Source organism: Agrobacterium larrymoorei (genome assembly GCF_030819275.1).
GTDB lineage: Bacteria > Pseudomonadota > Alphaproteobacteria > Rhizobiales > Rhizobiaceae > Agrobacterium > Agrobacterium larrymoorei_B.
This window is the reverse complement of record NZ_JAUTBL010000002.1, coordinates 65427-88065: the sequence shown is the minus strand read 5'-3', so window position 1 is coordinate 88065 and position 22639 is coordinate 65427. Positions and strand designations below refer to the sequence as shown.

Sequence of the window (22639 nt, the reverse complement as noted above, 5' to 3'; positions counted from 1 at the left end):
GCTCCACGAGACGATAGACCGGAAGACAAGAGATGTTTGGAAAACGTGGCAGCGAAGGCTTCGGACGAAGCACAAACAGTGGACGACCGGCTTTACCGACCGCCCGTCCGGCTGTCATGAACGCGCCGCCTGTGATGGATGAACCTCGTCCATCAGAAACCATCGTGTTACAGCCACCTGCACCGAAACCGTCCGCGGTTCAAAAGGATACCGGTGGCCAGCCGCGCAAGCGCCTGCGAACGGACGAGTACTATCAGACCAAGGCGCAAGTCTTCTCGGCCCTGATCGACACCATCGATCTCTCGCAGCTTTCCAAACTCGATGGAGAGAGCGCACGCGAAGAAATCCGCGATATCGTCAACGACATCATCACGATCAAAAGCTTCGCAATGTCGATCTCCGAGCAGGAAGAACTGCTTGAGGATATCTGCAACGATGTGCTGGGCTATGGTCCTCTGGAGCCACTCCTGGCCCGCGACGACATTGCCGATATCATGGTCAACGGTGCCGGGCAGACCTTTATCGAAGTCAACGGCAAGACGATCGAGTCCGATATCCGCTTCCGCGACAACGCGCAGCTTCTGTCTATCTGCCAACGCATCGTCAGCCAGGTTGGCCGCCGCGTCGATGAATCGAGTCCAATCTGCGATGCGCGCCTCCCGGATGGCTCCCGTGTCAACGTGATCGCGCCGCCGCTCTCCATCGATGGGCCCGCGCTGACGATCCGCAAGTTCAAGAAGGACAAGCTCACGCTTGATCAGTTGGTGCGCTTCGGCGCCATCACACCGGAGGGCGCTGTCCTTCTGCAGATCATCGGTCGCGTGCGCTGTAATGTCGTGATATCCGGCGGTACCGGTTCAGGTAAGACGACCCTTCTCAACTGCCTCACGAGCTACATCGACCGCGACGAGCGCGTGATCACCTGCGAAGATACGGCCGAACTTCAGCTCCAGCAGCCCCATGTCGTGCGTCTCGAAACCCGCCCGCCGAACATCGAAGGCGAAGGCGAGATCACCATGCGTGACCTGATCAAGAACTGCCTGCGTATGCGGCCAGAACGCATCATCGTCGGCGAAGTCCGTGGACCGGAGGTCTTCGATCTCCTGCAAGCGATGAATACCGGTCACGACGGCTCGATGGGGACCATCCACGCCAACACGCCCCGCGAGTGCCTGAGCCGCATGGAATCGATGATTGCCATGGGTGGCTATACGTTGCCGGCAAAGACCGTGCGTGAAATCATCGCGTCATCCGTCGATGTTGTCATCCAGGCCGCGCGCCTTCGCGATGGCTCCAGACGAATCACCCAGGTGACGGAAGTCGTCGGTATGGAAGGTGATGTGATCATCACGCAGGACCTCTTCAAATATGAGATCGAGGGAGAGGACGCCAACGGACGCTTGATCGGCCGGCACGTATCCACCGGCATCACCAAGCCGCATTTCCACGATCGGGTTCGCTATTTCAACGAGGAACAGCGTCTTGCTGCGGCCTTGGAGGCGATGGAGCGCAATAGCCAATGACCCTGACAATGCTGCTTCTCATCGCTCTCGTCGCCATTTCGGCTGGCTCGCTCGCCTATGTTTTCCTGTTTCCGCAGATCGAGACGGAGAAAAAAACTGCAACGCGCGTCAACCGTGTGAAGGCGGCTGAAACCGACCGCATCAACATGAAAGCCGCGCGCGATCGACTTCAGGAAACGACCAAACGTCGCAAGTCGACGCAGGACATGCTGAAGGAGTTGGAGAAAAAACAGAACGAGAAGGCCAAGAAGCGCAACAATGCAAGCGTGAAAAGCCTGCTTGTGCAAGCCGACCTGTCGATCTCATCGTCCAAATTCTATCTCATCAGCGCCGGTCTTTCTGTTTTCGCTGCACTGGCCGCTCTGCTTTACGACTTGCCCCTTCTCGTGGCGCTCGGCATCGGCTTTATCGGTATTCTCGGTGCTCCGCGTTGGGTTCTACGCTTCCTTGTAAATCGTCGTAAGAACAAGTTTCTTGAGGAATTTCCAAACGCGCTCGATGTGATGTGCCGCTCGATTCGGTCCGGCCTTCCGCTCAACGAGGCGGTACGGCTGATCGCCTCCGACGGTCAGGAGCCGGTGAAGACAGAGTTCAAGCGCATCGTTGATTCCCAGCAAGTCGGCATGTCCCTTCCAGAAGCCATTGAGCGCATGACGCTAACGATGCCTTTGCCGGAGGTGAACTTTTTTGGAATTGTTATCGCGATGCAGGCGCAGGCGGGTGGCAACCTCTCGGAGACGCTTGGTAATCTTTCGAAGGTGCTGCGCGATCGGCGAAAGATGAAAGCCAAGGTCAACGCGCTGTCGATGGAAGCCAAGGCTTCTGCCGTGATCATCGGGGCCCTGCCCTTCATCGTGTCGTTGCTGGTCTATCTCACATCGCCGGACTATCTGATGGTGCTGTTTACCGACCAGCGGGGTCACCTCATTCTAGGCTGCTCAGCGGTATGGATGTCGATCGGCATTGTCGTTATGCGCAACATGATCAACTTCGAGATTTGAGGCCGTTCCATGTTTGATCATATCATGTCGAGCCTTCTCAACCTGCATCTGGTCATCGGCGTTCTTGTTGCTTTGGCAGCTTTCTCCACCGTCTACACGTTGACGATGCCCTATCTGAACCGCGCGGACCTTAACCGACGGACGAAAGCGGTGTCGACAGAACGTGAGCGCGTTCGCATGCGCGAACGCGAGCGGACGGATGGTGCGAACAAGGCCGGCAAAGCGAGCCTTCGAGCCACCCAAAGCAAATCCGCCACGAAGATCGTGGAGCGCTTCAACCTGCGGGAAGCGCTAGTGGATGCCAATACGATGAACAAGCTGAAGGCGGCAGGTTTCCGCTCTCAAAACGCGCTCAACACGTTTCTCGCCGCCCGTTTCATTCTGCCCTTCATCTTTCTGACCCTGGCAGCATTCTGGGTCTACGGCCTGAACAATCTCGCCAATTACAGCTTTTTTGTCCGTCTCATGGCTGTTCTGCTGTTCGGCTATCTCGGCTTCTACGCACCGAACATCTATATCTCGAACCGCATCACCAAGCGCCAAAAGTCGATCAAACGGAACTGGCCGGACGCGCTGGACCTGATGCTCATCTGCGTCGAGTCCGGTACCACCATGGAAATTGCCATGCGTCGCGTGGCAGATGAGATGACCGAGCAGTCTCCTGAGCTTGCGGAAGAAATGGTGCTGACGGTGGCAGAGTTGTCCTTTCTGCAGGATCGCCGGGTCGCGCTTGAGAATCTGGGATTGCGCACCCAGTTGGACGGCGTGAAGAACGTCGTTCAGGCCCTCATCCAGGCAGAACGCTATGGTACGCCGCTCTCCCAGGCTTTGCGTGTTCTCGCTCAGGAAGGTCGTGACGAGCGCATGAACGAGGCCGAGAAGAAGGCAGCCGCCTTGCCGCCCAAGCTCACTGTGCCGATGATTCTGTTTTTCCTGCCTGTGCTGGTTGCGGTTATTCTTGGACCCGCTGGCATTCGTGTCGCAGACTCGTTCTGATCACGACTCTGCTGACGGCAGTAGACTTTCTTTTTCGAAATCGAAGATGATAGGCAGCAATGCTGCGGAACATGGCTCCGCTGTCGCTAAGAGGATGGAAAAATCGCCGCTTAACGGACTTCCGTCTTCTTGTTCTTGTCGGAAAGCTGCGACCAGGCATTTTGCTGAGACAGCATGCCGCGCAGATAGGCCAGATTGGCCTGCGCCTGCTGGGGTGACAATTCCTGCGTAGCGATGCGCTGAGCTTCGTCGAAGCGCCCCTGAAGTCCGACGACAAGCGCCAAGTTCTGGCGGATACGGCTATCGGCACCCGGCTGTGCTGCGGCGGAGCGCAGATAGGTTTCTGCAGTGCGCGGATCGTTTTGCAGGACGTAGGACATACCAAGATTCGAGAGGATACTTGGATCGTTGGGTTTCAGGTCGAGTGCCTGACGATATTTCGTTCGGGCTTCATTCGAGCGGCCTAGCTGATCCAGAACCGCACCCTCTGCAGAATAGAGGCGCCAATCCGGCCGATCAGGGGTCTGCGCACGCTGGATCGTGTTGAGCGCCTGCTCCAGTTGACCGGCGGCAGCCTGGGATTTGCCATAGGCCGCAAGAACCTCGCGATCCGCCGGATAGGCGATCGCCACCTGCTGCATGACCGCAAGCGCCTGAGTGTTCTTACCCGTCATCATCAGGATGTTGGCGTAGTTCAGGCCGGTATTGCGATCCTTGGGATTGCGGGCATAGGATGCGCCAACCGACGCTTCCGCCTGACGCAGCTGATCCATGTTCATCTGATCGTAGGAATGCGACACAGCAGGAGAAATCGAGCCCGTTGACATACGGTCAGGACGGTTCGTCGAGCAGGCCGTGAGGCTGAGTGCCAGAACCGCGGCACAGACACCCCGAAGGAGGATGCGCTTTTCGGCATGATGTGAGGAAATCGCAATCATGATATCGCCCCGGCCCTGTGATCGGATATTTCATCGAAGCAGCGTGCACTACGCAACTTTCGCTCCAGCAATAATCTGTTAACCCTAACAGAGTGTTAATTTGCCCGCCTCAGCCGTTTACGAAAGCAGACCATGGTCCCCTATCAATTTATCGAGCGCGCCACTCCCTTCAGTTCAAAGCCGGGGGAGACGCTTCCCGTCTTTGCGGTGACACCCGCCCATATCGATCAGGGTGCCATCGATCCGATCGCTCTCGACTGGGCAAAGAAGGCAGGTTTCAAAGCGGACGCGGGAGCAATCCTCTTGATCCCGTCGGCGGAGGGCGCGCTGGGCGGCGCACTGCTTGGGCTCGGCACCAACCCTTCGGAGCTTCCCTTCATCACAGGAAAGCTGGCGCGTGAACTTCCAGAAGGCGACTGGCATATCGAGACAGCACCGCTCACCGTCAATCGGTTGGCGCTTGGATTCGGTCTCGGTGCCTATCGCTTCGAGAAGTACCGGGCCGCTACAAACAAGGGCCCAAAGCTTCTCATTCCCCGCGATGCCGAGGATGCCGAGATCAAGCGCGTGCTGGCGGGCGTCTATCTGGCGCGCGATCTGATCAATGTTCCCGCCAATGACATGGGACCTGACGAGCTGGAGATCGCTTTTCGCAGTCTGGCGGCCCATTATAAGGCGCAGGTTTCCGTCATCGCCGGTGACGATCTTTTGAAGGAAAACTTTCCGCTGGTGCATGCGGTTGGCCGCGCCAGCGCCAGCGTGCCGCGTCTGCTCGAAATGTCCTGGGGCAAGAAAGGTCATCCTCGCCTGACACTCGTCGGCAAGGGTGTGTGCTTCGATACCGGCGGCCTCGATATCAAGCCCTCCTCCTCGATGGCGCTGATGAAGAAGGATATGGGCGGTGCGGCCAATGTGCTTGGTCTTGCCTTGATGATCATGGATGCGCGCCTGCCCATCGATCTGCGTGTGATCGTTCCGGCGGTGGAAAACTCCATCTCCGCCAATGCCTTCCGCCCGGGTGATATCTACAAGAGCCGCAAGGGCCTGACCGTCCAGATCGACAATACCGATGCCGAGGGTCGACTGATTCTTGCCGATGCGCTGGCCTATGCCGACGAGGACGCGCCCGACCTGATGATCGACATGGCGACACTAACGGGGGCTGCGCGCGTGGCCCTCGGGCCTGATCTTCCGCCCTTCTTTACCGATGACGAAGATCTCGCCCACAGCATCGCAGAGGCTGGCATCGATACCGACGATCCGCTCTGGCGCTTGCCGCTCTACATGGGTTATGACAAGGATATTCGTTCCCGTGCTGCCGATATCACCAACGCGCCTTCGGGCGGCATGGCTGGCTCGATCACCGCAGCACTCTTCCTCAAGCGCTTTGTTACCGCCACGAAGAAATGGGTGCATTTCGATATCTACGGATGGTCGCTCAGCGAGCGCCCGCACACCTCGATCGGCGGCGAAGCACAGGCGATCCGCGCCCTGTTCCACTATATCTCCCGCAGCTTTGCGAAGACATGAGCGGACGCAGTTTCATCCTCGCCGCTCACGGCGAGGATGGCCGGGCCGGTTTAGACTGCGATTCTTGAACGCGCTTACACCAGGACCTTCTGATCCTTACGGTCTTCCTGGCCGAAGAACTTCAAATAGCGTTGCACCTCGTCGGTCTCGCCGGTCGCCTTTTGCGGATTGTCGGACAGCTTGACCGCGGGGCGGCCATTGGCGTCGCTGACCTTGCAGACCACCGAGATCGGCTTCAGGCCCTCGATGGTTTTCGGCGCACAACCGGCAAAATCGTTGGTGAGGTTGGTGCCCCAGCCGAAGCTCATGCGCACCCGCCCCTCGAAATGTTTGTAGGTGTCGATAATGGCATCGACATCCAGACCGTCAGAGAAGATGAGAAGCTTTTTCTTCGGGTCGCGGCCCATCTTTTTCCACCACTCGATGATCTTTTCGCCGCCTTCGATCGGCGGCGCGCTATCCGGCCGGAAGCCCGTCCAATCCGCCACCCATTCCGGCGCATTGCGCAGGAAGGCCGCCGTGCCGAAGGCGTCCGGCAGGACGATCAAAAGATTGCCACCATAGAGCCGGTTCCAGTCCTTCATCACCTGATAGGGTGCCGCAGCCAAATCTTCGTCGTTCTGCGCCAGAGCCGCGACGACCATCGGCAGTTCATGCGCATTGGTGCCGACCGCTTCCAGATCGGAATCCATCGCCAGCAAGACATTGCTCGTTCCCGTAAAGGCCGGGCCGATGCCTTCCTTCAGCGCTTCGACGCACCAACGCTGCCACAGGAAGCTGTGCCGGCGGCGCGTGCCGAAATCGGAGATGCGTAAACCCGGCAACTCGCGCAAGCGCTCTACCTTCGCCCACATCTTGGCCTTGGCACGGGCATAGAGCACGTCCAGGGTGAAATAGCCAAGCGACCGCATGGCGCTTCTGGAGCGTAACTCGTTGACGATGGCAAGTGCTGGAATTTCCCATAGCGTGGTATCCATCCAGCGACCATGGAAGTTCAGCTCATACTGGCCGTCGCGCTTGAAGAGCTCATATTCGGGCAGTTGATAGCTGGAGAGCCAGGAGAGAAACTCCGGTTCGAAAATCTGCGAGCGGCCATAGAAGGTGTTACCGGCAAGCCAGATCGTTTCCTTCTTCGTCAGCCGAAGGCTGCGCGCATGATCGAGCTGTTCACGCAGTTCGACCTCGTCGATCTCCTCAGCAAGCCGCACCGTCTTTGTTCGATTGATCAGGGAGAAAGTCGCGTTGACGTCCGGATAAAGCTTCCAGATCATCTGCAACATCAACAGCTTGTAGAAATCCGTGTCGATCAGGCTGCGGATGATGGGATCAAGCTTCCAGGTATGGTTGTGAACACGGGTCGCTATATCTGTCTTCGTCATTGCTGCTGCTATCCCCCACGCCGAACCTGTGCATGAGACAGGTCCGGCATCGCCGCGCATTGTTAAAGGTCATGAACCTTGTGGTTCAAAGACTTATCTGAAAAGCGCATGGCAAGTCCAGACCGGTTGATGCAGGTACGGTACGAGCGAAGCTCAAGCAATTTTAGAAGTCGGTGGCGGGCGGGTTGATGCCTGGATACCAATCCTTCGACGTTGGCACTCTGGTGCCGAAGAAAGACGTGCCTGACGAGCCGGAGCAGCGATAGCCTTGAACAGGCAGGCCATCGCTACCGAAGAGATCGCGATACGGGCCGTTCGGGGTACTGGATTCAACCACTGTCGAATGGCAGCGATAGCGCTCCTGCGGCTGCAGCGTCTTAGGGTCCTTCACGCCGGGCAGATTGGCATAGGCGTCGGGAGCAGGCAGATAACCGTCCTTATAGACGATTTGCGCCACACCTGCCTGGGGCACTGTCAAGACTGCAAGGCTCAAGGTCAGACCGGCAAGAGCACGTCTCAGGCTTCTCATCATGTCGCATCCCAATGCAAGATGACGTTCATATAAGCAGAGCCTGCGTGATCCGCAGGATGCCTTTTAAAACGTTTTCGTGAACGATCACGGACGGCGATAGGCTGTCGGCCTATCATAGAGCCAGCCAATACGCTGAATTGCCTCGTCCAGATTTTCGCGTGCGACATTCATCGTATGACCGTTGGCGTGCAATAGCGTCCTGTCGTCCTCCATGATGCCGACATGACCCTTCCAGAAGACCAGATCGCCACGACGCAGTTCGTCGCGTTCGATCTCATGTCCCAATGACCTCACCTGCATGTCCGTGTCGCGCAACGCAAATTTGCCGGTCATGGCCACGGACAGCTGAACGAGGCCGGAGCAATCGATGCCGAAGCCGGAGCGACCGCCCCAGAGATAGGGCGTTTCGAGAAAGCGCAGCGCCACCGCGACGTAATCATCGGAGACCTGCTGGTCGACGGGTAGACAATGGGCGGCAATCACGCCCTCGCCTTTTGCCGTTATCAGGTAGCGCGTTCCGCGCGTCTCCTCCTCGCCAATAAATGTCAGGCGGCTGCCCATGGAAAGGGCCGCAACGGGCGGCTTTCTAAGTTCAGCGGCAGGATAGAGAAAGGTGCGGGGAGCGATGACGATATGGGTTGTCGCCTCCACCGCGCCTACCGCAGCATCTGGCACGTAACCGACATAACCATCAACCTCGGCCTGCACGAAAGCCCAGCCGTCGGCGCTATCGAAAACACGGATGGACTCGCCAAGCAGCAGTTCGGTATCGATGCCAGAGGCCATATCTGGCTTCGGGCGAAGTCCGATGACGGGACGGGCGACCTGCGCTGGTTCGCCAGTAATGAAACGCTGTGCCTCGACCCTGCCTTCAAGTTTCGCATCTGCGATATCGGCGCGGAAGACGTTCAGTCGGCGGTCAAGCGTTTCGGCGGATGTCATGGTCGTTCGGTCCTGTTTCAAAAGGTCTATCTGACGTTCATCGAACGGCAATGCGGCAACTTTCGAGCACTAAGCTTTTCGCGCTTCATCAATAATCAGATCGCCGAATTTTTCCAGATAAAGCGCGCCAGCGACGGTGCGTTTGATGACCACATTGCGGCGGTCCTTCTCATCGCGCTCACGATCCACCAGACCCATCACGCCCATGCTGTCGAGAGCGCGCGTGATCACAGGCTTGGTGACGCCCAGCACGCTCGCCAAGCCGCGCACGGTATGCGGCGGTGGCACCAGATAGATTTGCAGAAGAATTGCCGTCTGTCTCAGCGTCAGGTCAGGTGCATTGTCCTCCACTTGCGCCAGCGCGACGCGGTGCCACAAGCCAAGCGCCTGACTTGGCGACAATTCGACTGGCACGTTGGACCTCTCCATTCTTTGAAAAATCGCACATATCATCGCGCCAAGCGGTGAATAAAAACGAAACCGCCGCCCTCGAAGTTTTTCTTCGACATGGCGGCGGTCTGTATCTGCTCTTTTTGAGCTTTCACGTCCCCTCTGGACTTGCAGACCAAGGATGCAGGAAGCGTGCCAACTTGCCATTTCGACAATTTGGCTCCTTTGCACCGCTGATTCGCATCTGTCCCGCGGGGCTGCGGAGGATTTTTTAAGCGCTGCGCAAAATTAAGATGCAGCGACCCTCTTTCCTTCGAGGCAGAGGGTCTTGTGCTTCGTCAGACTTTGGCACCATGCGCGGCACCGGCTTCGCGGGCCTTTTCCTGCTTGTTGTAGCGGATGGAGGACCAGAGCGCGATGCCGATGAGCGTCGCGCCGCCGAGACCGGTGATGACCTCCGGAATGTGGACGAGGCTTTGCGTATACATGATCACCGAAAGGATCAGGATCGCGTAGAACGCGCCGTGCTCGAGGTAGCGATATTCTGCGAGCGTGCCCTTCTCCACCAGCATGATGGTCATGGAGCGCACATACATCGCGCCAATGCCAAGACCGATGGCGATAATGAAGAGGTTCGACGTCAAGGCGAAGGCGCCGATAACACCATCGAAGGAGAAGCTGGCATCCAGAACTTCGAGATAGAGGAATGCACCGAAGCCGCCCTTTGCCGCGCCCTCCAGCATCTGCTGGCTGCGATCGAGAACACCGCCGAGGACTTCGACGAGAAGGAAGGTCAAGAGACCCCAGATCGCCGAGGTGAAGAACACATTGGCCGCTTCCGGGCCGAGATCGGGATTGGTGCTGTTGCTGATGATGCGGGTGAAGATCAGCATGATGATCAGGACGAAGGCGATCTCGATGCCCTTGATCGAGGAATAGGTGGCAATCTTTTCCTCGAACCAACGCACCCAATGCACGTCCTTCTCGTGATCGAAGAAGAAGCTGAGGCCGACCATCATCAGGAAGGTGCCGCCGAAGGCTGCAATCGGCAAATGCGCGTCCTGCATGATCTGGGCGTAGCGATCAGGCTCGGTCGCTGCCATCACCATAGCCGTCCAGGGGCCGACATTGGCGGCGATGACGACGATGAGAAGCGGGAAGACGATACGCATACCGAAGACGGCGATCAGAATGCCCCAGGTGAGGAAGCGATGCTGCCATTCCGGCGTCATGTCCTTCAGCTTGTTGGCATTGACGATGGCGTTATCGAAGGAGAGCGAGATTTCCAGCACGGCGAGAACCGCGCAGATGAAGAAGATCGTGGCAGTGCCACTGATGGTGCCGGTCATCTCCCAGCCGAGATAGCCGCCGAGAAGCAGGCCGACGACCGTGACGATAAAGGCCCATTTGAAATAGGAGAGCGTGGATTGCGTGGTGGAGGTCATCAGAAAGCCCCCGCAACATTTTGAGAGCAGGACATGTGCATGGCGTCGCGCGCCAGCACAGAATGCGTGGTCAGATTGTTCATGGGTGTTCATCCGCCGGCGTCATAAGCAGGCGGTACCGACATCGCGAGAGCGCCGTAAAACTCTCGCCAGAGGGGCCCGGCACCAAGGTTTTAATCCTGCCCGATGTCAGGGGCAGCATGCCACTCTAGTCTCTCAACTTCGTGATTTCGTCAAGGTTAAAGTTGTTTTTTGGCTCGCCGTCGGCCTTTGCTCGGTCCAATTATCCTTACTTTACCTCTCGCAGGTTGTATCGGGACACCAGGTCATCGATACGGTGCGCGTTGACCCATCAGACCAGATCTTCGATGGGATGAACTGCCGTCTTTGCCTGTTTACGCTTCACGGCATTCTCGCGGAAGAAGATGTAGAGCCCTGAGAGAACGATCAATCCGGCGCCGATGACGATGCTGAGTTGCGGTACATCACCGAAGATCAGCCAGCCAAAGACGACAGCCCATAGCAGCAACGTATATTGCAAAGGCGCGACTGTGGCCGCATCGGCGAGTTTGAGCGCGCGATTGACCAGCACATGTGCGGTCATCGCGACGATGCCGAGAAGTGCAAGCAGCGACAGATCGAAGCCCGATTGTATCGAAATCCAGCCGGACGGCGTGACGAGAATGGCGACAACCCCCGCGAGCCCTGCCCCGATGATCTGCCAGAAGGCCAGCACCGTGTCCGGCGTGTTGCGAAGCTGCCGCCCAGAGAGCATCATGAAGGCGAAGGCAGCACTGCCAAGGATGGAAAAAAAGGCGGCACTGGTCAAAGAGGCCGAGCTTGGCTTCAACGCGATCAGAACCCCAACGAAGCCGATGCCGATCGCCGTCCATCGCCGCCAGCCGACCTTCTCACCCAGAAGGAAGGGCGAGAGTGCGGCCACATAAATAGGTGCAGCAAGCCAATAGGTCATCACGTCGGCAAGCGGAAGTGCTGCGACGGCAAAGTAAAAGCAGAAGAGTTCCGCGGTGGAAAAAAAGACACGCGCGACCTGCAGACCGGGTCGCTCGACATTCACCAGTTTCGGCAGCCCAGCCTTCCAGACGATCGGCAGAAGGATAATGATCGCCGCGATGCTCCGCACGGCAATGACTTGGCCGAGGCTATAGGTGGAAACGAGGAACTTGCCCATCGCATCGTTGAGCGCGAAGAGCAGCATGCCGAAAAGCATGACCGCGACGCCGAGACCCGTCGGCGAAAGCTGGCGAAGAAAATGTGGCATGTGTCTGAACTCCCTGACCGCAATGACTCGACGAGCTTGTTCTCCGAGTCAAGGTCGTCCGGCGTCTATATTAGCTTCATCTATGTGCGTCAGACGGACAAAAGCTGCCGCATCGTGTGCTGGAAGCGACCTGCGATTTCATCGCGGCGGATATGTGCGCCGTCGCGCACCGCCGGCTTGCCGCCGATCCACACGTCACGCGGCTTGACGAGGTTGCCGAAAATCCAACCATCGAGAATGTCGTCACCTTGGAGATAGGGAGCCGCATCCACGTTCAAGGACGCAAAATCCGCAGCCTTGCCTGCGGCTATCCCGGCCTTGACACCCAAAGCCTTCGCACCACCGGTCAAGGCGCCATCGAACAAGGTGCGGCCCGTGGAGCCATTGGCCGGAGCAATCACGTTGCGCGCTCTGTGGGCCAGGCGTTGGGAATATTCAAGTTGACGCAGTTCTTCGCCGACGCCGATCAGCACATTGCTGTCGGAGCCGATGCCGAAGGTGCCGCCGTGCTTGAGGAATTCAACGGCGGAAAAGACACCATCGCCGAGATTGGCTTCCGTGATCGGGCAGAGACCGGCAATCGCGCCCTTTTTGGCAACGCCGCGCGTTTCCGCTTCCGTCATATGCGTTGCGTGGATGAGGCACCAGCGATCCGTAACCTCCGCATTCTCTAGCAGCCATTCCACCGGACGCCTTCCCGACCAGGCCACGCAGTCTTCGACCTCCTTCACCTGCTCGGCAATGTGAATGTGAAGCGGCGCATCGGGCGCCAGTTGCGCGGCAAAGCTCAGCTCTTCGCGCGTGACAGCGCGCAAGCTGTGCGGGGCGACACCCACGACGCTGTCCGGCAGATCTGAAACGGCCCGACGGCAACCATCCAAGAGACGGACGAAACTGTCGGGCGAGTTGATGAAGCGGCGCTGGCCTTCCACGGGCTGCTGACCGCCGAAACCGGAATGGGCGTAGAGAACCGGCAGCAATGTCAGAGAGATGCCGGTTTGCGATGCGGCGGCGGAGATCCGTTCGGCCAGCTCGGCAATGTTGGCATAATGAGCACCATCCTTGTCGTGATGGAGATAATGGAACTCACCCACACGACCGAAACCGGCCTCCAGCATTTCCATGTAAAGCTGGGCTGCCACCGCTTCCACGTGCTCCGGTGTCATCGACAGCGCGAAGCGGTACATCAGCGTGCGCCAGCTCCAGAAACTGTCTTCCGTCGCACCGCGCCGTTCCACCATGCCTGCCATGGCGCGCTGAAAAGCGTGGCTGTGAAGGTTCGGCATGGCAGGAACAATGACGGCGTGACGCTCGTCACCGGCGACCGATTCCACGCCCTGCGTGACCGACACCACCTTGCCATCTGCGATCTCGATGCGAACATTGTTCGCCCAACCCGTCGGTAACAAAGCGGTTTCAGCATGGATGAACATGTCGGCTCCTCAATTTCCTCGAACAGGCTCTTGCCTCTATCTCTATTATGTATATACATATTGATCAGAAGGGAAGGAAAAACTGATGACAAACCGGAATTCCACCTCAGCCGACAACGGCATTTCGCTCTGGCGAAACGCCCGCCTTGCGACGCTTGATCCTTCCCTGGACGGCCTTGGCATTATCGAGGGCGGCGCGATTGCCGTCAAAGATGGGCGGATCGTGTTTGTCGGTCCAGAGTCCGAGCTCCCTTCAAACTTGATCGCCGAGGCAGAGACGATCGATTGCGAAGGCCGCTGGATCACGCCCGGGTTGATCGATTGCCACACGCATCTGGTCTTTGGCGGCAACCGCGCGATGGAATTCGAGATGCGCCTGAACGGCGCAAGCTATGAAGAGATCGCCAAGGCTGGCGGCGGTATCGTCTCTTCCGTGCGTGATACCCGCACGAGGAGCGAAGACGAACTGGTCGCGGAAGCCCTTCCCCGTCTCGACACGCTGCTTGCCGAAGGTGTTTCCACCATCGAGATCAAATCCGGCTACGGTCTCGATATCGTGACGGAACTGAAAATGCTCCGCGTCGCGCGCAGGCTGGAGACATTGCGCCCGGTTCGCATCCTTACCAGCTATCTCGCCGCCCATGCGACACCCGCCGAGTACAAAGGGCGGAATGCGGATTACATAGCCGACGTTGTATTGCCTGGTATGGAACGCGCGCACAGCGAAGGGCTGGTCGATGCGGTCGATGGCTTCTGCGAAGGCATTGCTTTTTCCGTCGACGAGATGCGCACCGTCTTCGATAAGGCCAAAGCGCTCAGTCTGCCGATCAAGCTTCACGCGGAACAGCTTTCCAATCTTCACGGCGCAGAACTGGCCGCCTCCTACGGCGCGCTTTCGGCCGATCATCTGGAATATCTGGATGAGGCTGGTGCGAAGGCGCTCGCCACATCCGGCACGGTTGCCGTTCTTCTGCCAGGCGCTTTTTACGCGCTGCGCGAAACAAAGCTTCCGCCGATGCAGGCTTTGCGCGATGCGGGCGCTGACATCGCGCTTGCGACAGACTGCAATCCCGGCACCTCGCCGCTGACATCGCTGTTGCTCACCATGAATATGGGCGCGACACTCTTTCGCATGACGGTGGATGAGTGCCTGACTGCCACAACCCGCAATGCCGCCAAGGCGCTCGGTGTTCTTGCCGATACCGGTACGCTCGAAGTTGGCAAATCCGCCGATCTCGCCATCTGGAATATCGAACGCCCGGCGGAACTCGTCTATCGCATCGGCTTCAATCCGCTTCACGCACGCATCTTCAAGGGACGGACGATCTGAACCATGACCATCACTCTTCATCCGGGCGCAGTGCCACTTACCGATCTCGCGACAATCTATTGGCAGAATGGCGCCGCCAAGCTTCATCCCTCCTTCGATACGGGTATCGAGAAGGCGGCGAAGCGCATCGCTGATATCGCTGCAGGCAATGCGCCGGTCTATGGCATCAATACTGGCTTCGGCAAACTGGCTTCGATCAAGATCGATGCCGCCGATGTCGCGACCCTCCAGCGGAATCTGATCCTCTCCCATTGCTGCGGCGTCGGCGCGCCCCTGCCGGAAAATGTCGTGCGGCTGATCATGGCGCTGAAGCTGATTTCGCTCGGGCGCGGCGCGTCTGGCGTGCGGCTTGAACTGGTGCGGCTGATCGAGGCGATGCTTGAAAAAGGCGTTATTCCGCTGATCCCGGAAAAGGGCTCGGTCGGCGCGTCGGGCGATCTCGCACCGCTTGCCCATATGGCCGCGGTGATGATGGGTGAAGGCGAAGCCTTTTTCGGTGGCGAGCAGATGCCAGCCCGCGACGCGCTGGCGAAGGCCGGTTTGATGCCTGTGGTGCTGGCGGCCAAGGAAGGTCTGGCACTGATCAATGGCACGCAGACATCGACGGCGCTGGCGCTGGCCGGCCTCTTCCGCGCTCACCGCGCGGCTCAGGCGGCACTCATTACCGGCGCGTTGTCCACCGATGCGGCCATGGGGTCTTCGGCACCCTTCCATCCGGATATTCACACGCTTCGTGGTCACGGGGGCCAGATTGACGCCGGTGCGGCCCTTCGGCAGTTGCTGGAAGGATCGGAAATCCGTGTCAGCCACATTGAAGGCGACGAGCGCGTACAGGATCCCTATTGCATTCGCTGCCAGCCACAGGTCGATGGCGCGTGCCTCGATCTTCTGAGACAGGTGGCGAAGACGCTGGAAATCGAAGCCAATGCGGTGACGGACAATCCGCTGGTTCTTTCCGACAATTCCGTCGTCTCCGGCGGCAATTTCCATGCAGAGCCGGTGGCCTTTGCCGCGGACCAGACCGCCCTTGCCATCTGCGAAATCGGCGCGATCGCCCAGCGTCGTATCGCGCTTCTGGTCGATCCGGCCCTTTCCTATGGTCTGCCGGCTTTTCTCTCCAAGAAGCCCGGCCTGAACTCCGGCCTGATGATCGCCGAGGTGACCTCGGCTGCGCTGATGAGCGAGAACAAGCAGATGTCGCATCCGGCCTCTGTCGATTCCACGCCGACGTCCGCCAACCAGGAAGACCATGTATCCATGGCCTGCCATGGTGCGCGCCGCCTGCTTCCGATGACAGACAATCTCTTTGCCATCCTTGGCATCGAAGCGCTGTCCGCTGTGCAGGGCGTTGAGTTGCGTGGTCCGTTGAAGACGAGCCCTGAATTGCAGAAGGCCATGTCGGTGCTGCGCGCCGCGATCCCATCTCTGGAAGAAGACCGCTACATGGCGCCCGATCTGAAAGCCGCATCCGATCTGATCGCCACCGGCGCGCTGGTCGATGCAATTTCGGACGGCATTCTGCCAAGGCTGGAGGCTTGAAGATGGCAGCCGTCGATATCCATCAGGGTCGCTCGCCCGTCATTCTCGGTCTGCCACACACTGGGACAGACGTTCCGGCGGACATCTGGGAGCGGCTGAACGACAATGGCCGACTGCTGGCAGACACGGACTGGCATATTCACGCGCTTTATGCCGGTCTGCTTGCCGAGGCGACGACGGTGCGCGCCACGTTCCACCGCTATGTGATCGACGCCAACCGCGATCCTTCCGGCACAAGCCTTTACCCGGGCCAGAACACGACGGGTCTCGTTCCAGAAACGGATTTCGATGGCGAGGCGATCTGGAAAGAGGGTGAGGCGCCGACGGAAAAGGATATCGCTTACCGGCTTCAGCATTTCCATGCGCCTTATCATGCAGCGCTTGCAGCGGAAATCGAACGGGTAAAGGCGATCCATGGCGTTGCCATTCTCTATGATTGCCATTCCATCCGCTCGCATATTCCCTTCCTCTTCGAGGGCAAGCTGCCGGATTTCAACATCGGCACGGATATGGGCAAGACCTGCGATCCGGCCGTGGAGGCGATTGCCGTCGATGTAACGACTGCGGCTCAAGGCTACACCTCGATCCTCAATGGCCGCTTCAAGGGTGGCTGGACGACACGCCATTACGGCCAGCCAGATCAGGGTATGCACGCGATCCAGATGGAACTTGCGCAGTCTACCCATCTCAAAACAGAGTCGCCGCCCTTCGCCTATGATGCTGACAAGGCCGCGACGCTCCGCACCCATCTCAAGACCATTCTGACGCGCATGGAAGATTTTGCGCTGAACTTCAGAACATAAAGGGGAAAGATCATGACAAACCCGCGTCATAACGAACGAGAGGTCCGCGCACCGCAGGGTCCGGAGCTGAATGCCAAGAGCTGGATGACCGAAGCGCCGCTACGCATGCTGATGAACAACCTGGACCCGGATGTGGCCGAGCGCCCGCATGAACTGGTCGTCTATGGCGGCATTGGCCGCGCCGCGCGCACTTGGGAGGATTTCGACCGGATCGTCGCCACGCTGAAGGATCTCAACGAAGACGAGACGCTGCTGGTCCAATCCGGCAAGCCTGTCGGCGTGTTTCGCACCCACAAGGATGCGCCGCGCGTGCTGATCGCCAACTCCAACCTCGTTCCGCATTGGGCGACGTGGGAGCATTTCAACGAGTTGGACCGCAAGGGCCTTGCCATGTACGGCCAGATGACAGCGGGTTCGTGGATTTACATCGGCACGCAGGGCATCGTTCAGGGCACCTACGAAACCTTCGTGGAAGCCGGGCGCCAGCATTTCGGCGGCAACCTCACGGGCAAGTGGATCCTCACCGGTGGTCTTGGCGGCATGGGTGGCGCACAGCCGCTCGCCGCCGTCATGGCAGGCGCCTGCTGCCTTGCGGTTGAATGCGACGAGACCCGCGTCGATTTTCGCCTGCGCACCCGCTACCTCGATGCCAAGGCGCATACGCTGGATGAAGCGCTCGCGCTGATCGACCAGTGGACCAAGGCGGGCGAAGCGAAATCCGTCGGTCTGATCGGCAATGCCGCCGATATCTTCCCGGAACTCGTCAAGCGAATGAAGGCAGGCGGCGCACGTCCCGATATCGTCACCGACCAGACCTCGGCCCATGATCCGATCCACGGCTACCTGCCGTCCGGCTGGAGCGTCGCCGAGTGGCGCGCCAAGCAGGAGAGCGATCCGAAGGCTGTCGAAGTCGCAGCACGCGCTTCGATGAAGACGCAGGTTCAGGCCATGGTGGATTTCTGGAACGCCGGTGTTCCGACGCTCGACTACGGCAACAATATCCGCCAAGTTGCCAAGGAAGAAGGCTTCGAAAACGCCTTCGCCTTCCCCGGTTTCGTGCCTGCTTACATCCGCCCGCTCTTTTGCCGCGGCATCGGGCCGTTCCGTTGGGCAGCTCTTTCGGGTGATCCGGAAGACATCTACAAGACCGACTCCAAGGTGAAGGAACTGCTGCCGGACAACAAGCACCTGCACAATTGGCTGGACATGGCGCGCGAGCGCATCGCCTTCCAGGGTCTGCCGGCACGCATTTGCTGGGTTGGTCTTGGCGATCGTCATCGCCTGGCGCTTGCCTTCAACGAGATGGTGAAGAATGGCGAGCTGAAGGCCCCGGTCGTGATCGGCCGCGATCACCTCGATTCCGGCTCGGTCGCCTCACCGAACCGCGAGACCGAAGCAATGAAAGACGGATCGGATGCCGTTTCCGACTGGCCGCTGTTGAACGCGCTGCTCAACACCGCATCAGGTGCCACCTGGGTGTCGCTGCACCACGGCGGCGGCGTCGGCATGGGCTTTTCCCAGCATTCGGGTGTCGTCATCTGCGCCGATGGTACCGATGACGCGGCACGCCGCCTTGAGCGCGTGCTGTGGAACGATCCGGCCACGGGCGTCATGCGTCACGCGGATGCCGGTTACGACATCGCGCTCGATTGCGCCAAGGAAAAGGGCCTTCGCCTGCCCGGCATTCTGGGCAACTAGCGATGAAGCGGCTCGCTGCCCGCGACTACAAGCGCATGCCGTGGAAGAACGGCAAGGGAGAGACGGTGGAAATCGCCGTCTTTCCGCCGGGCGCATCCGTGGATGACTTCGAGTGGCGGATCAGCATGGCAAGTGTCGTCAATGACGGCGCTTTCTCGCTGTTTCCGGAGATTGATCGAACGCTATCCATTCTATCTGGACAGGGCATGTCGCTCACCATCGATGGTACGGCACCGGTTCTCTTGACGATGGAAAGCGATCCGCTTCGTTTTGCCGCCGATGTTCCGGTGGATGCGACGCTTGTGGATGGCGCGATCACCGATCTCAACGTCATGACGCGTCGTGGACGATTTTCGCTTAGCGTCGAGCGAAAGACTGGCTCGTTCTCGATTCGTGGCTGTGAACGTGGAGAGACGGTGTATCTTCTGGCGACGGGTCCGGTGACGCTCACCAGTGCGGGCGAGACGGTGAAGCTAGAGGCGATGGATTGCGTGCTCGTTGGAGAGGATGCAAGCGTTACGGCTGAGAATATCGTCTGCTATGAAATACGACTTAAAGGGGCTGCTTAGCGCTCGACTAAGAGATGAGCTCAAGCGACGCTCTGCTTGAAGATGACGGCCAACTCCCCTCTTAGCCGTCATTCTCGGCCTTGAGCCGAGGATCCATAAGCCATTAACGCCGTTGGGAAAAATGGATCCTCGGGTCAAGCCCGAGGATGACCCGAGGGAGAGTTTGGGCCACCAAAAGAAAGGCCCCGCGCGAACGGGGCCTCCATCTTTCACACTAAAAACCGCATCACTTCATCGTCGGCATAACGAATTCAGCACCCGACTTGATGCCGGATGGCCAGCGGGCGGTGATCGTCTTGGTCTTGGTCCAGAACTTGATCGAATCGGTACCGTGCTGGTTGAGGTCGCCGAAGCTCGATGCCTTCCAGCCGCCGAAGGAGTGATACGCGAGCGGAACCGGGATCGGAACGTTGACGCCGATCATGCCGATATTGATGCGGGAGGCAAAGTCGCGGGCGGCATCGCCGTCGCGGGTGAAGATGGCGACGCCGTTGCCATATTCGTGCTTCATCGGCAGATCGAGCGCTTCTTCATAATTCTGGGCGCGGACGACGGAGAGAACCGGTCCGAAAATTTCCTGCTTGTAGATATCCATATCCGGCGTGACGTGGTCGAACAGGCAACCGCCGACGAAGTAACCATTCTCATAGCCCTGAAGCTTGAAATCGCGACCGTCGACCAGAAGCTTTGCGCCCTGCTCCACACCACTGTCGATCAGGCCCTTGACGCGCGTCTGCGCTTCCTTGGTGACGAGCGGGCCCATGTCAGCCTTGTCATCGGTGTAAGGACCAATCTTCAACGCTTCGATCTGCGGGATGAGCTTTTCAACCAAGCGATTGGCAGTCTCTTCACCCACCGGTACAGCAACCGAAACGGCCATGCAGCGCTCGCCAGCCGAGCCGTAACCGGCACCCATCAGCGCGTTGACGGCCTGATCGAGATCGGCATCCGGCATGATGATCATGTGGTTCTTCGCGCCGCCGAAGCACTGGGCGCGCTTGCCGTTCATGGCAGCGGTTCCATAAACGTAGCGGGCGATCGGCGTGGAACCGACGAAGGAGACGGCGCCGATATCCGGGTTGGTCAAAAGACCATCCACTGCACTCTTGTCGCCATTGATGACGTTGAGGATGCCGGCAGGCAGACCTGCTTCGATCATCAATTCGGCAAGACGGATCGGCAAAGATGGATCACGCTCAGAGGGCTTGAGGATGAAGGCGTTGCCGCAGGCGATTGCGGGAGCGAACATCCACATGGGGATCATGGCAGGGAAGTTGAACGGCGTGATGCCCGCGCCAATGCCGACAGGCTGGCGGATGGAATACATGTCGATCGCCGGGCCTGCACCTTCGGTAAACTCGCCCTTTGCGAGATGCGGAATGCCGCAAACGAACTCGCAGACTTCCAAGCCGCGAATGATATCGCCCTTGGAATCCTCGACCGTCTTGCCGTGCTCGCTGGAAAGAAGCACCGCCAGTTCATCCATGTGCTTGTTGAGCAGTTCAACGAACTTGAAGAACACGCGGGCGCGGCGCTGGGGATTGGTCGCTGCCCATTTCGGCTGCGCGGCCTTGGCGCTCTGAACCGCTGCGAGAATTTCCGCATCGCTTGCCAGAGCCACCGTTGCCTGCACTTCGCCGGTTGCCGGGTTGAAGACATTCGATGTGCGGCCACTCGTGCCTGCCACGCGCTTGCCGTCAATGAAATGGCCGATCTCGTTCATGGTGTCCTCCAAAGATCTTTTAGATGCTGCACCATCCTGTTTTGAGTTGCACAAATCAATGGTCAGGAATACGCATCCGTTGTGCATAAATAGACACAAGGTGCAGCGATGGACTGGGACGATGTGCGAATTTTTCTCAGTGTGGCGCGGAGCGGGCAGTTCCTCGCAGCCGCGAAACTGCTCGGCGTCAATCACGCGACGCTAAGCCGCCGGGTCACCGCGCTGGAGGCAGCACTTGAATGTCAGCTGTTTCTTCGAACCACCACGGGATGTGTGCTCACCGAAGACGGTAGCCGCTTTCTCGTGGCTGCCGAGCGGATGGAAACGGAGATGCTTTCGGTGCAGGCAGCGCTTGGCCAGGGTGTCGCGTCGATTAGCGGCACCGTGCGCATCGGCGCGCCGGATGGCTTTGGGGTTTCCTTCCTCGCGCCGCGGCTCGGAGAACTGACAGCGCGGCATCCCGAACTCAAAATCGAGCTTGTACCGATCCCGCGCTCCTTTTCACTGTCCCAACGCGAGGCCGACATTGCGATCACGATCGAGCGACCCGAACAGGGGCGGCTGGTCTTTTCCAAACTGACGGATTACTCGCTCGGGCTCTATGCGGCAAAGACCTATCTGGAGCAACACCCATTTCCTGACAGCGTCGAGGCGCTGAGGCAGCACCGGCGTATCGGCTATGTCGAGGATCTGATCTTCTCCCCGTCGCTCAATTTCACTGAAGAGATCATGCGGGACTGGGATCCGAGCTTTGCGGTCTCAAGCGCGATCGGGCAGACGGAAGCCGTCCGCTCCGGCGCGGGCATCGGCATCCTGCACGATTACATTGCCCGAAACGATCCTGCTCTGGTTCGTCTTCTTCCGCACATGTCCATTCGACGCTCCTACTGGACGGCTTATCACGAAAATGCCCGGCAGCTAGCGCGCGTCAGAACGGTGGTGCAGTTTCTCCAGGATATCGTGGCGAAGGAGCGCCGTAGCTTTTTGTGACCGCGGTGTTATCGAGCAGGCAGGTAATCCTGAACGAGGGCGAGCAAAGCGGAGCCGGCCTCTTCGATCTCGCCACTATTGTCGATTGTCGTCACATCGACATCGTCGCAGAGCACCTCAACCTTACGATCGAGCCGGCCCATGATTTCGGCCATGCTCTCACGCCCGCGATTGGCGAGCCTCGCAGAGAGGATTTCCGGCCGGGCCGTGACCACCACCACCTTCAATGACGGGAAAGCACTTCTGAAATGCGGCAGCGCCGAGCGCGAGCCGTTGGCGACCGCCACGCCACCATGCTTCAAATGCTCTTTGAGCGAGGCGGGAATGCCGTAATGCAGGCCGTGGGCGCTCCATGACACACAAAATTCGCCGGCTAGCTTTTTCCGCTCAAATGCGTCTTCGGTACAGCCCAGATGGTTCTCACCACCCGCATCGCTGTCCCTGGTGATGACGCGCCGGACGAAATTCACGTCGGGATTATGCCGCAAGCGTTCTGCGGCATAATCGATGAGCGTATCCTTGCCGGCGCCGCTCGGACCGACGACAACGATCATGGTTCCCACCCTGTCGGGGCTTGGTAAGCTTGAGTCTGGCGA

Annotated in this window: 20 protein-coding genes; 10 read left to right on the top strand and 10 right to left on the bottom strand. The window is 58.9% G+C overall.

The window, feature by feature from the left end:
* Positions 1-32 precede the first annotated feature (32 nt).
* The 3 genes from QE408_RS08965 to QE408_RS08955 are packed head-to-tail and all read left to right on the top strand — an operon-like array spanning position 33 to position 3520.
* Positions 33-1523 carry a CpaF family protein gene (locus QE408_RS08965; RefSeq protein ID WP_306930383.1) on the top strand — a complete coding sequence of 497 codons (1491 nt, stop codon included), beginning with the start codon at positions 33-35 and terminating at the stop codon, positions 1521-1523.
* The gene (locus QE408_RS08960) at positions 1520-2524 is read left to right on the top strand and encodes a type II secretion system F family protein (protein WP_306930381.1); all 1005 of its coding nucleotides are present in this window, start codon (positions 1520-1522) and stop codon (positions 2522-2524) included. Before QE408_RS08965 ends, QE408_RS08960 begins: the two co-directional genes overlap by 4 nt.
* A gap of 9 nt (positions 2525-2533) precedes the next feature.
* Positions 2534-3520, top strand: coding sequence for a type II secretion system F family protein (locus QE408_RS08955; protein ID WP_306930379.1), 987 nt, complete (start codon positions 2534-2536; stop codon positions 3518-3520).
* Positions 3521-3630: 110 nt separating this feature from the next.
* Here the strand turns inward: QE408_RS08955 and QE408_RS08950 are convergent, their stop codons facing one another.
* Positions 3631-4347: a tetratricopeptide repeat protein gene (locus QE408_RS08950; RefSeq protein ID WP_306934738.1), complete on the bottom strand. Its 717-nt coding sequence runs from the start codon at positions 4345-4347 to the stop codon at positions 3631-3633.
* Positions 4348-4590: 243 nt separating this feature from the next.
* On the opposite strand from QE408_RS08950, the gene QE408_RS08945 reads away from it, so the two are divergent.
* A complete protein-coding gene (locus QE408_RS08945) occupies positions 4591-5988 on the top strand; it encodes a leucyl aminopeptidase family protein (RefSeq protein ID WP_306930378.1) in 1398 nt (465 codons plus the stop codon).
* Between the two features lie 74 nt (positions 5989-6062).
* On the opposite strand, the gene pncB is transcribed toward QE408_RS08945, so the two are convergent.
* The 7 genes from pncB to QE408_RS08910 form a co-directional block, all read right to left on the bottom strand.
* Positions 6063-7367, bottom strand: a complete 1305-nt coding sequence (pncB, locus tag QE408_RS08940; protein ID WP_306930377.1) for a nicotinate phosphoribosyltransferase — start codon at positions 7365-7367, stop codon at positions 6063-6065.
* A 163-nt stretch (positions 7368-7530) separates the two neighbouring features.
* A complete protein-coding gene (locus QE408_RS08935; RefSeq protein ID WP_306930375.1) occupies positions 7531-7899 on the bottom strand; it encodes a hypothetical protein in 369 nt (122 codons plus the stop codon).
* Between the two features lie 84 nt (positions 7900-7983).
* The gene (locus tag QE408_RS08930; protein ID WP_306930373.1) at positions 7984-8841 is read right to left on the bottom strand and encodes a C40 family peptidase; all 858 of its coding nucleotides are present in this window, start codon (positions 8839-8841) and stop codon (positions 7984-7986) included.
* Positions 8842-8910: 69 nt separating this feature from the next.
* Positions 8911-9255: a MarR family winged helix-turn-helix transcriptional regulator gene (locus QE408_RS08925; RefSeq protein ID WP_306930372.1), complete on the bottom strand. Its 345-nt coding sequence runs from the start codon at positions 9253-9255 to the stop codon at positions 8911-8913.
* Between the two features lie 314 nt (positions 9256-9569).
* The gene (locus QE408_RS08920; protein ID WP_306930370.1) at positions 9570-10676 is read right to left on the bottom strand and encodes a DUF475 domain-containing protein; all 1107 of its coding nucleotides are present in this window, start codon (positions 10674-10676) and stop codon (positions 9570-9572) included.
* 352 nt (positions 10677-11028) lie between these two features.
* Complete coding sequence (locus QE408_RS08915) at positions 11029-11958, bottom strand: DMT family transporter (RefSeq protein ID WP_306930368.1); 930 nt, start codon at positions 11956-11958, stop codon at positions 11029-11031.
* An 89-nt stretch (positions 11959-12047) separates the two neighbouring features.
* A complete protein-coding gene (locus QE408_RS08910; protein WP_306930367.1) occupies positions 12048-13391 on the bottom strand; it encodes a formimidoylglutamate deiminase in 1344 nt (447 codons plus the stop codon).
* A gap of 85 nt (positions 13392-13476) precedes the next feature.
* Here QE408_RS08910 and hutI point away from each other — a divergent pair, with 85 nt between their 5' ends.
* The 5 genes from hutI to QE408_RS08885 are packed head-to-tail and all read left to right on the top strand — an operon-like array spanning position 13477 to position 19330.
* Positions 13477-14721 (top strand): imidazolonepropionase, encoded by a 1245-nt coding sequence (gene hutI, locus QE408_RS08905; protein WP_306930365.1) that lies wholly within the window; start codon positions 13477-13479, stop codon positions 14719-14721.
* 3 nt (positions 14722-14724) lie between these two features.
* Entirely contained in the window at positions 14725-16260 is a 1536-nt protein-coding gene (hutH, locus tag QE408_RS08900) for a histidine ammonia-lyase (protein ID WP_306930363.1), read from the top strand.
* Between the two features lie 2 nt (positions 16261-16262).
* The gene (gene hutG, locus QE408_RS08895) at positions 16263-17063 is read left to right on the top strand and encodes an N-formylglutamate deformylase (protein WP_306930361.1); all 801 of its coding nucleotides are present in this window, start codon (positions 16263-16265) and stop codon (positions 17061-17063) included.
* 12 nt (positions 17064-17075) lie between these two features.
* Positions 17076-18761, top strand: coding sequence for a urocanate hydratase (gene hutU, locus QE408_RS08890; protein WP_306930359.1), 1686 nt, complete (start codon positions 17076-17078; stop codon positions 18759-18761).
* Between the two features lie 2 nt (positions 18762-18763).
* On the top strand, positions 18764-19330 hold the full coding sequence (locus QE408_RS08885) for a HutD/Ves family protein (RefSeq protein ID WP_306930356.1): 567 nt from the start codon (positions 18764-18766) through the stop codon (positions 19328-19330).
* Positions 19331-19556: 226 nt separating this feature from the next.
* On the opposite strand, the gene QE408_RS08880 is transcribed toward QE408_RS08885, so the two are convergent.
* A complete protein-coding gene (locus tag QE408_RS08880; RefSeq protein ID WP_306930354.1) occupies positions 19557-21053 on the bottom strand; it encodes a CoA-acylating methylmalonate-semialdehyde dehydrogenase in 1497 nt (498 codons plus the stop codon).
* Positions 21054-21161: 108 nt separating this feature from the next.
* Between QE408_RS08880 and QE408_RS08875 the strand changes: the two genes are divergently transcribed.
* Complete coding sequence (locus QE408_RS08875; RefSeq protein ID WP_306930351.1) at positions 21162-22043, top strand: LysR family transcriptional regulator; 882 nt, start codon at positions 21162-21164, stop codon at positions 22041-22043.
* Between the two features lie 8 nt (positions 22044-22051).
* On the opposite strand, the gene phnN is transcribed toward QE408_RS08875, so the two are convergent.
* Complete coding sequence (gene phnN, locus QE408_RS08870; protein WP_306930349.1) at positions 22052-22597, bottom strand: phosphonate metabolism protein/1,5-bisphosphokinase (PRPP-forming) PhnN; 546 nt, start codon at positions 22595-22597, stop codon at positions 22052-22054.
* Between the last annotated feature and the right edge of the window lie 42 nt (positions 22598-22639).

Bases quoted from the DNA above. Each gene is read 5' to 3' on its own strand.
- QE408_RS08965 (WP_306930383.1), top strand. From the start codon at position 33: ATGTTTGGAAAACGTGGCAGCGAAGGCTTCGGACGAAGCACAAACAGT.
- QE408_RS08960 (WP_306930381.1), top strand. From the start codon at position 1,520: ATGACCCTGACAATGCTGCTTCTCATCGCTCTCGTCGCCATTTCGGCT.
- QE408_RS08955 (WP_306930379.1), top strand. From the start codon at position 2,534: ATGTTTGATCATATCATGTCGAGCCTTCTCAACCTGCATCTGGTCATC.
- QE408_RS08950 (WP_306934738.1), bottom strand. From the start codon at position 4,347: ATGTCAACGGGCTCGATTTCTCCTGCTGTGTCGCATTCCTACGATCAG.
- QE408_RS08945 (WP_306930378.1), top strand. From the start codon at position 4,591: ATGGTCCCCTATCAATTTATCGAGCGCGCCACTCCCTTCAGTTCAAAG.
- pncB (WP_306930377.1), bottom strand. From the start codon at position 7,367: ATGACGAAGACAGATATAGCGACCCGTGTTCACAACCATACCTGGAAG.
- QE408_RS08935 (WP_306930375.1), bottom strand. From the start codon at position 7,899: ATGATGAGAAGCCTGAGACGTGCTCTTGCCGGTCTGACCTTGAGCCTT.
- QE408_RS08930 (WP_306930373.1), bottom strand. From the start codon at position 8,841: ATGACATCCGCCGAAACGCTTGACCGCCGACTGAACGTCTTCCGCGCC.
- QE408_RS08920 (WP_306930370.1), bottom strand. From the start codon at position 10,676: ATGACCTCCACCACGCAATCCACGCTCTCCTATTTCAAATGGGCCTTT.
- QE408_RS08915 (WP_306930368.1), bottom strand. From the start codon at position 11,958: ATGCCACATTTTCTTCGCCAGCTTTCGCCGACGGGTCTCGGCGTCGCG.
- QE408_RS08910 (WP_306930367.1), bottom strand. From the start codon at position 13,391: ATGTTCATCCATGCTGAAACCGCTTTGTTACCGACGGGTTGGGCGAAC.
- hutI (WP_306930365.1), top strand. From the start codon at position 13,477: ATGACAAACCGGAATTCCACCTCAGCCGACAACGGCATTTCGCTCTGG.
- hutH (WP_306930363.1), top strand. From the start codon at position 14,725: ATGACCATCACTCTTCATCCGGGCGCAGTGCCACTTACCGATCTCGCG.
- hutG (WP_306930361.1), top strand. From the start codon at position 16,263: ATGGCAGCCGTCGATATCCATCAGGGTCGCTCGCCCGTCATTCTCGGT.
- hutU (WP_306930359.1), top strand. From the start codon at position 17,076: ATGACAAACCCGCGTCATAACGAACGAGAGGTCCGCGCACCGCAGGGT.
- QE408_RS08885 (WP_306930356.1), top strand. From the start codon at position 18,764: ATGAAGCGGCTCGCTGCCCGCGACTACAAGCGCATGCCGTGGAAGAAC.
- QE408_RS08880 (WP_306930354.1), bottom strand. From the start codon at position 21,053: ATGAACGAGATCGGCCATTTCATTGACGGCAAGCGCGTGGCAGGCACG.
- QE408_RS08875 (WP_306930351.1), top strand. From the start codon at position 21,162: ATGGACTGGGACGATGTGCGAATTTTTCTCAGTGTGGCGCGGAGCGGG.
- phnN (WP_306930349.1), bottom strand. From the start codon at position 22,597: ATGATCGTTGTCGTCGGTCCGAGCGGCGCCGGCAAGGATACGCTCATC.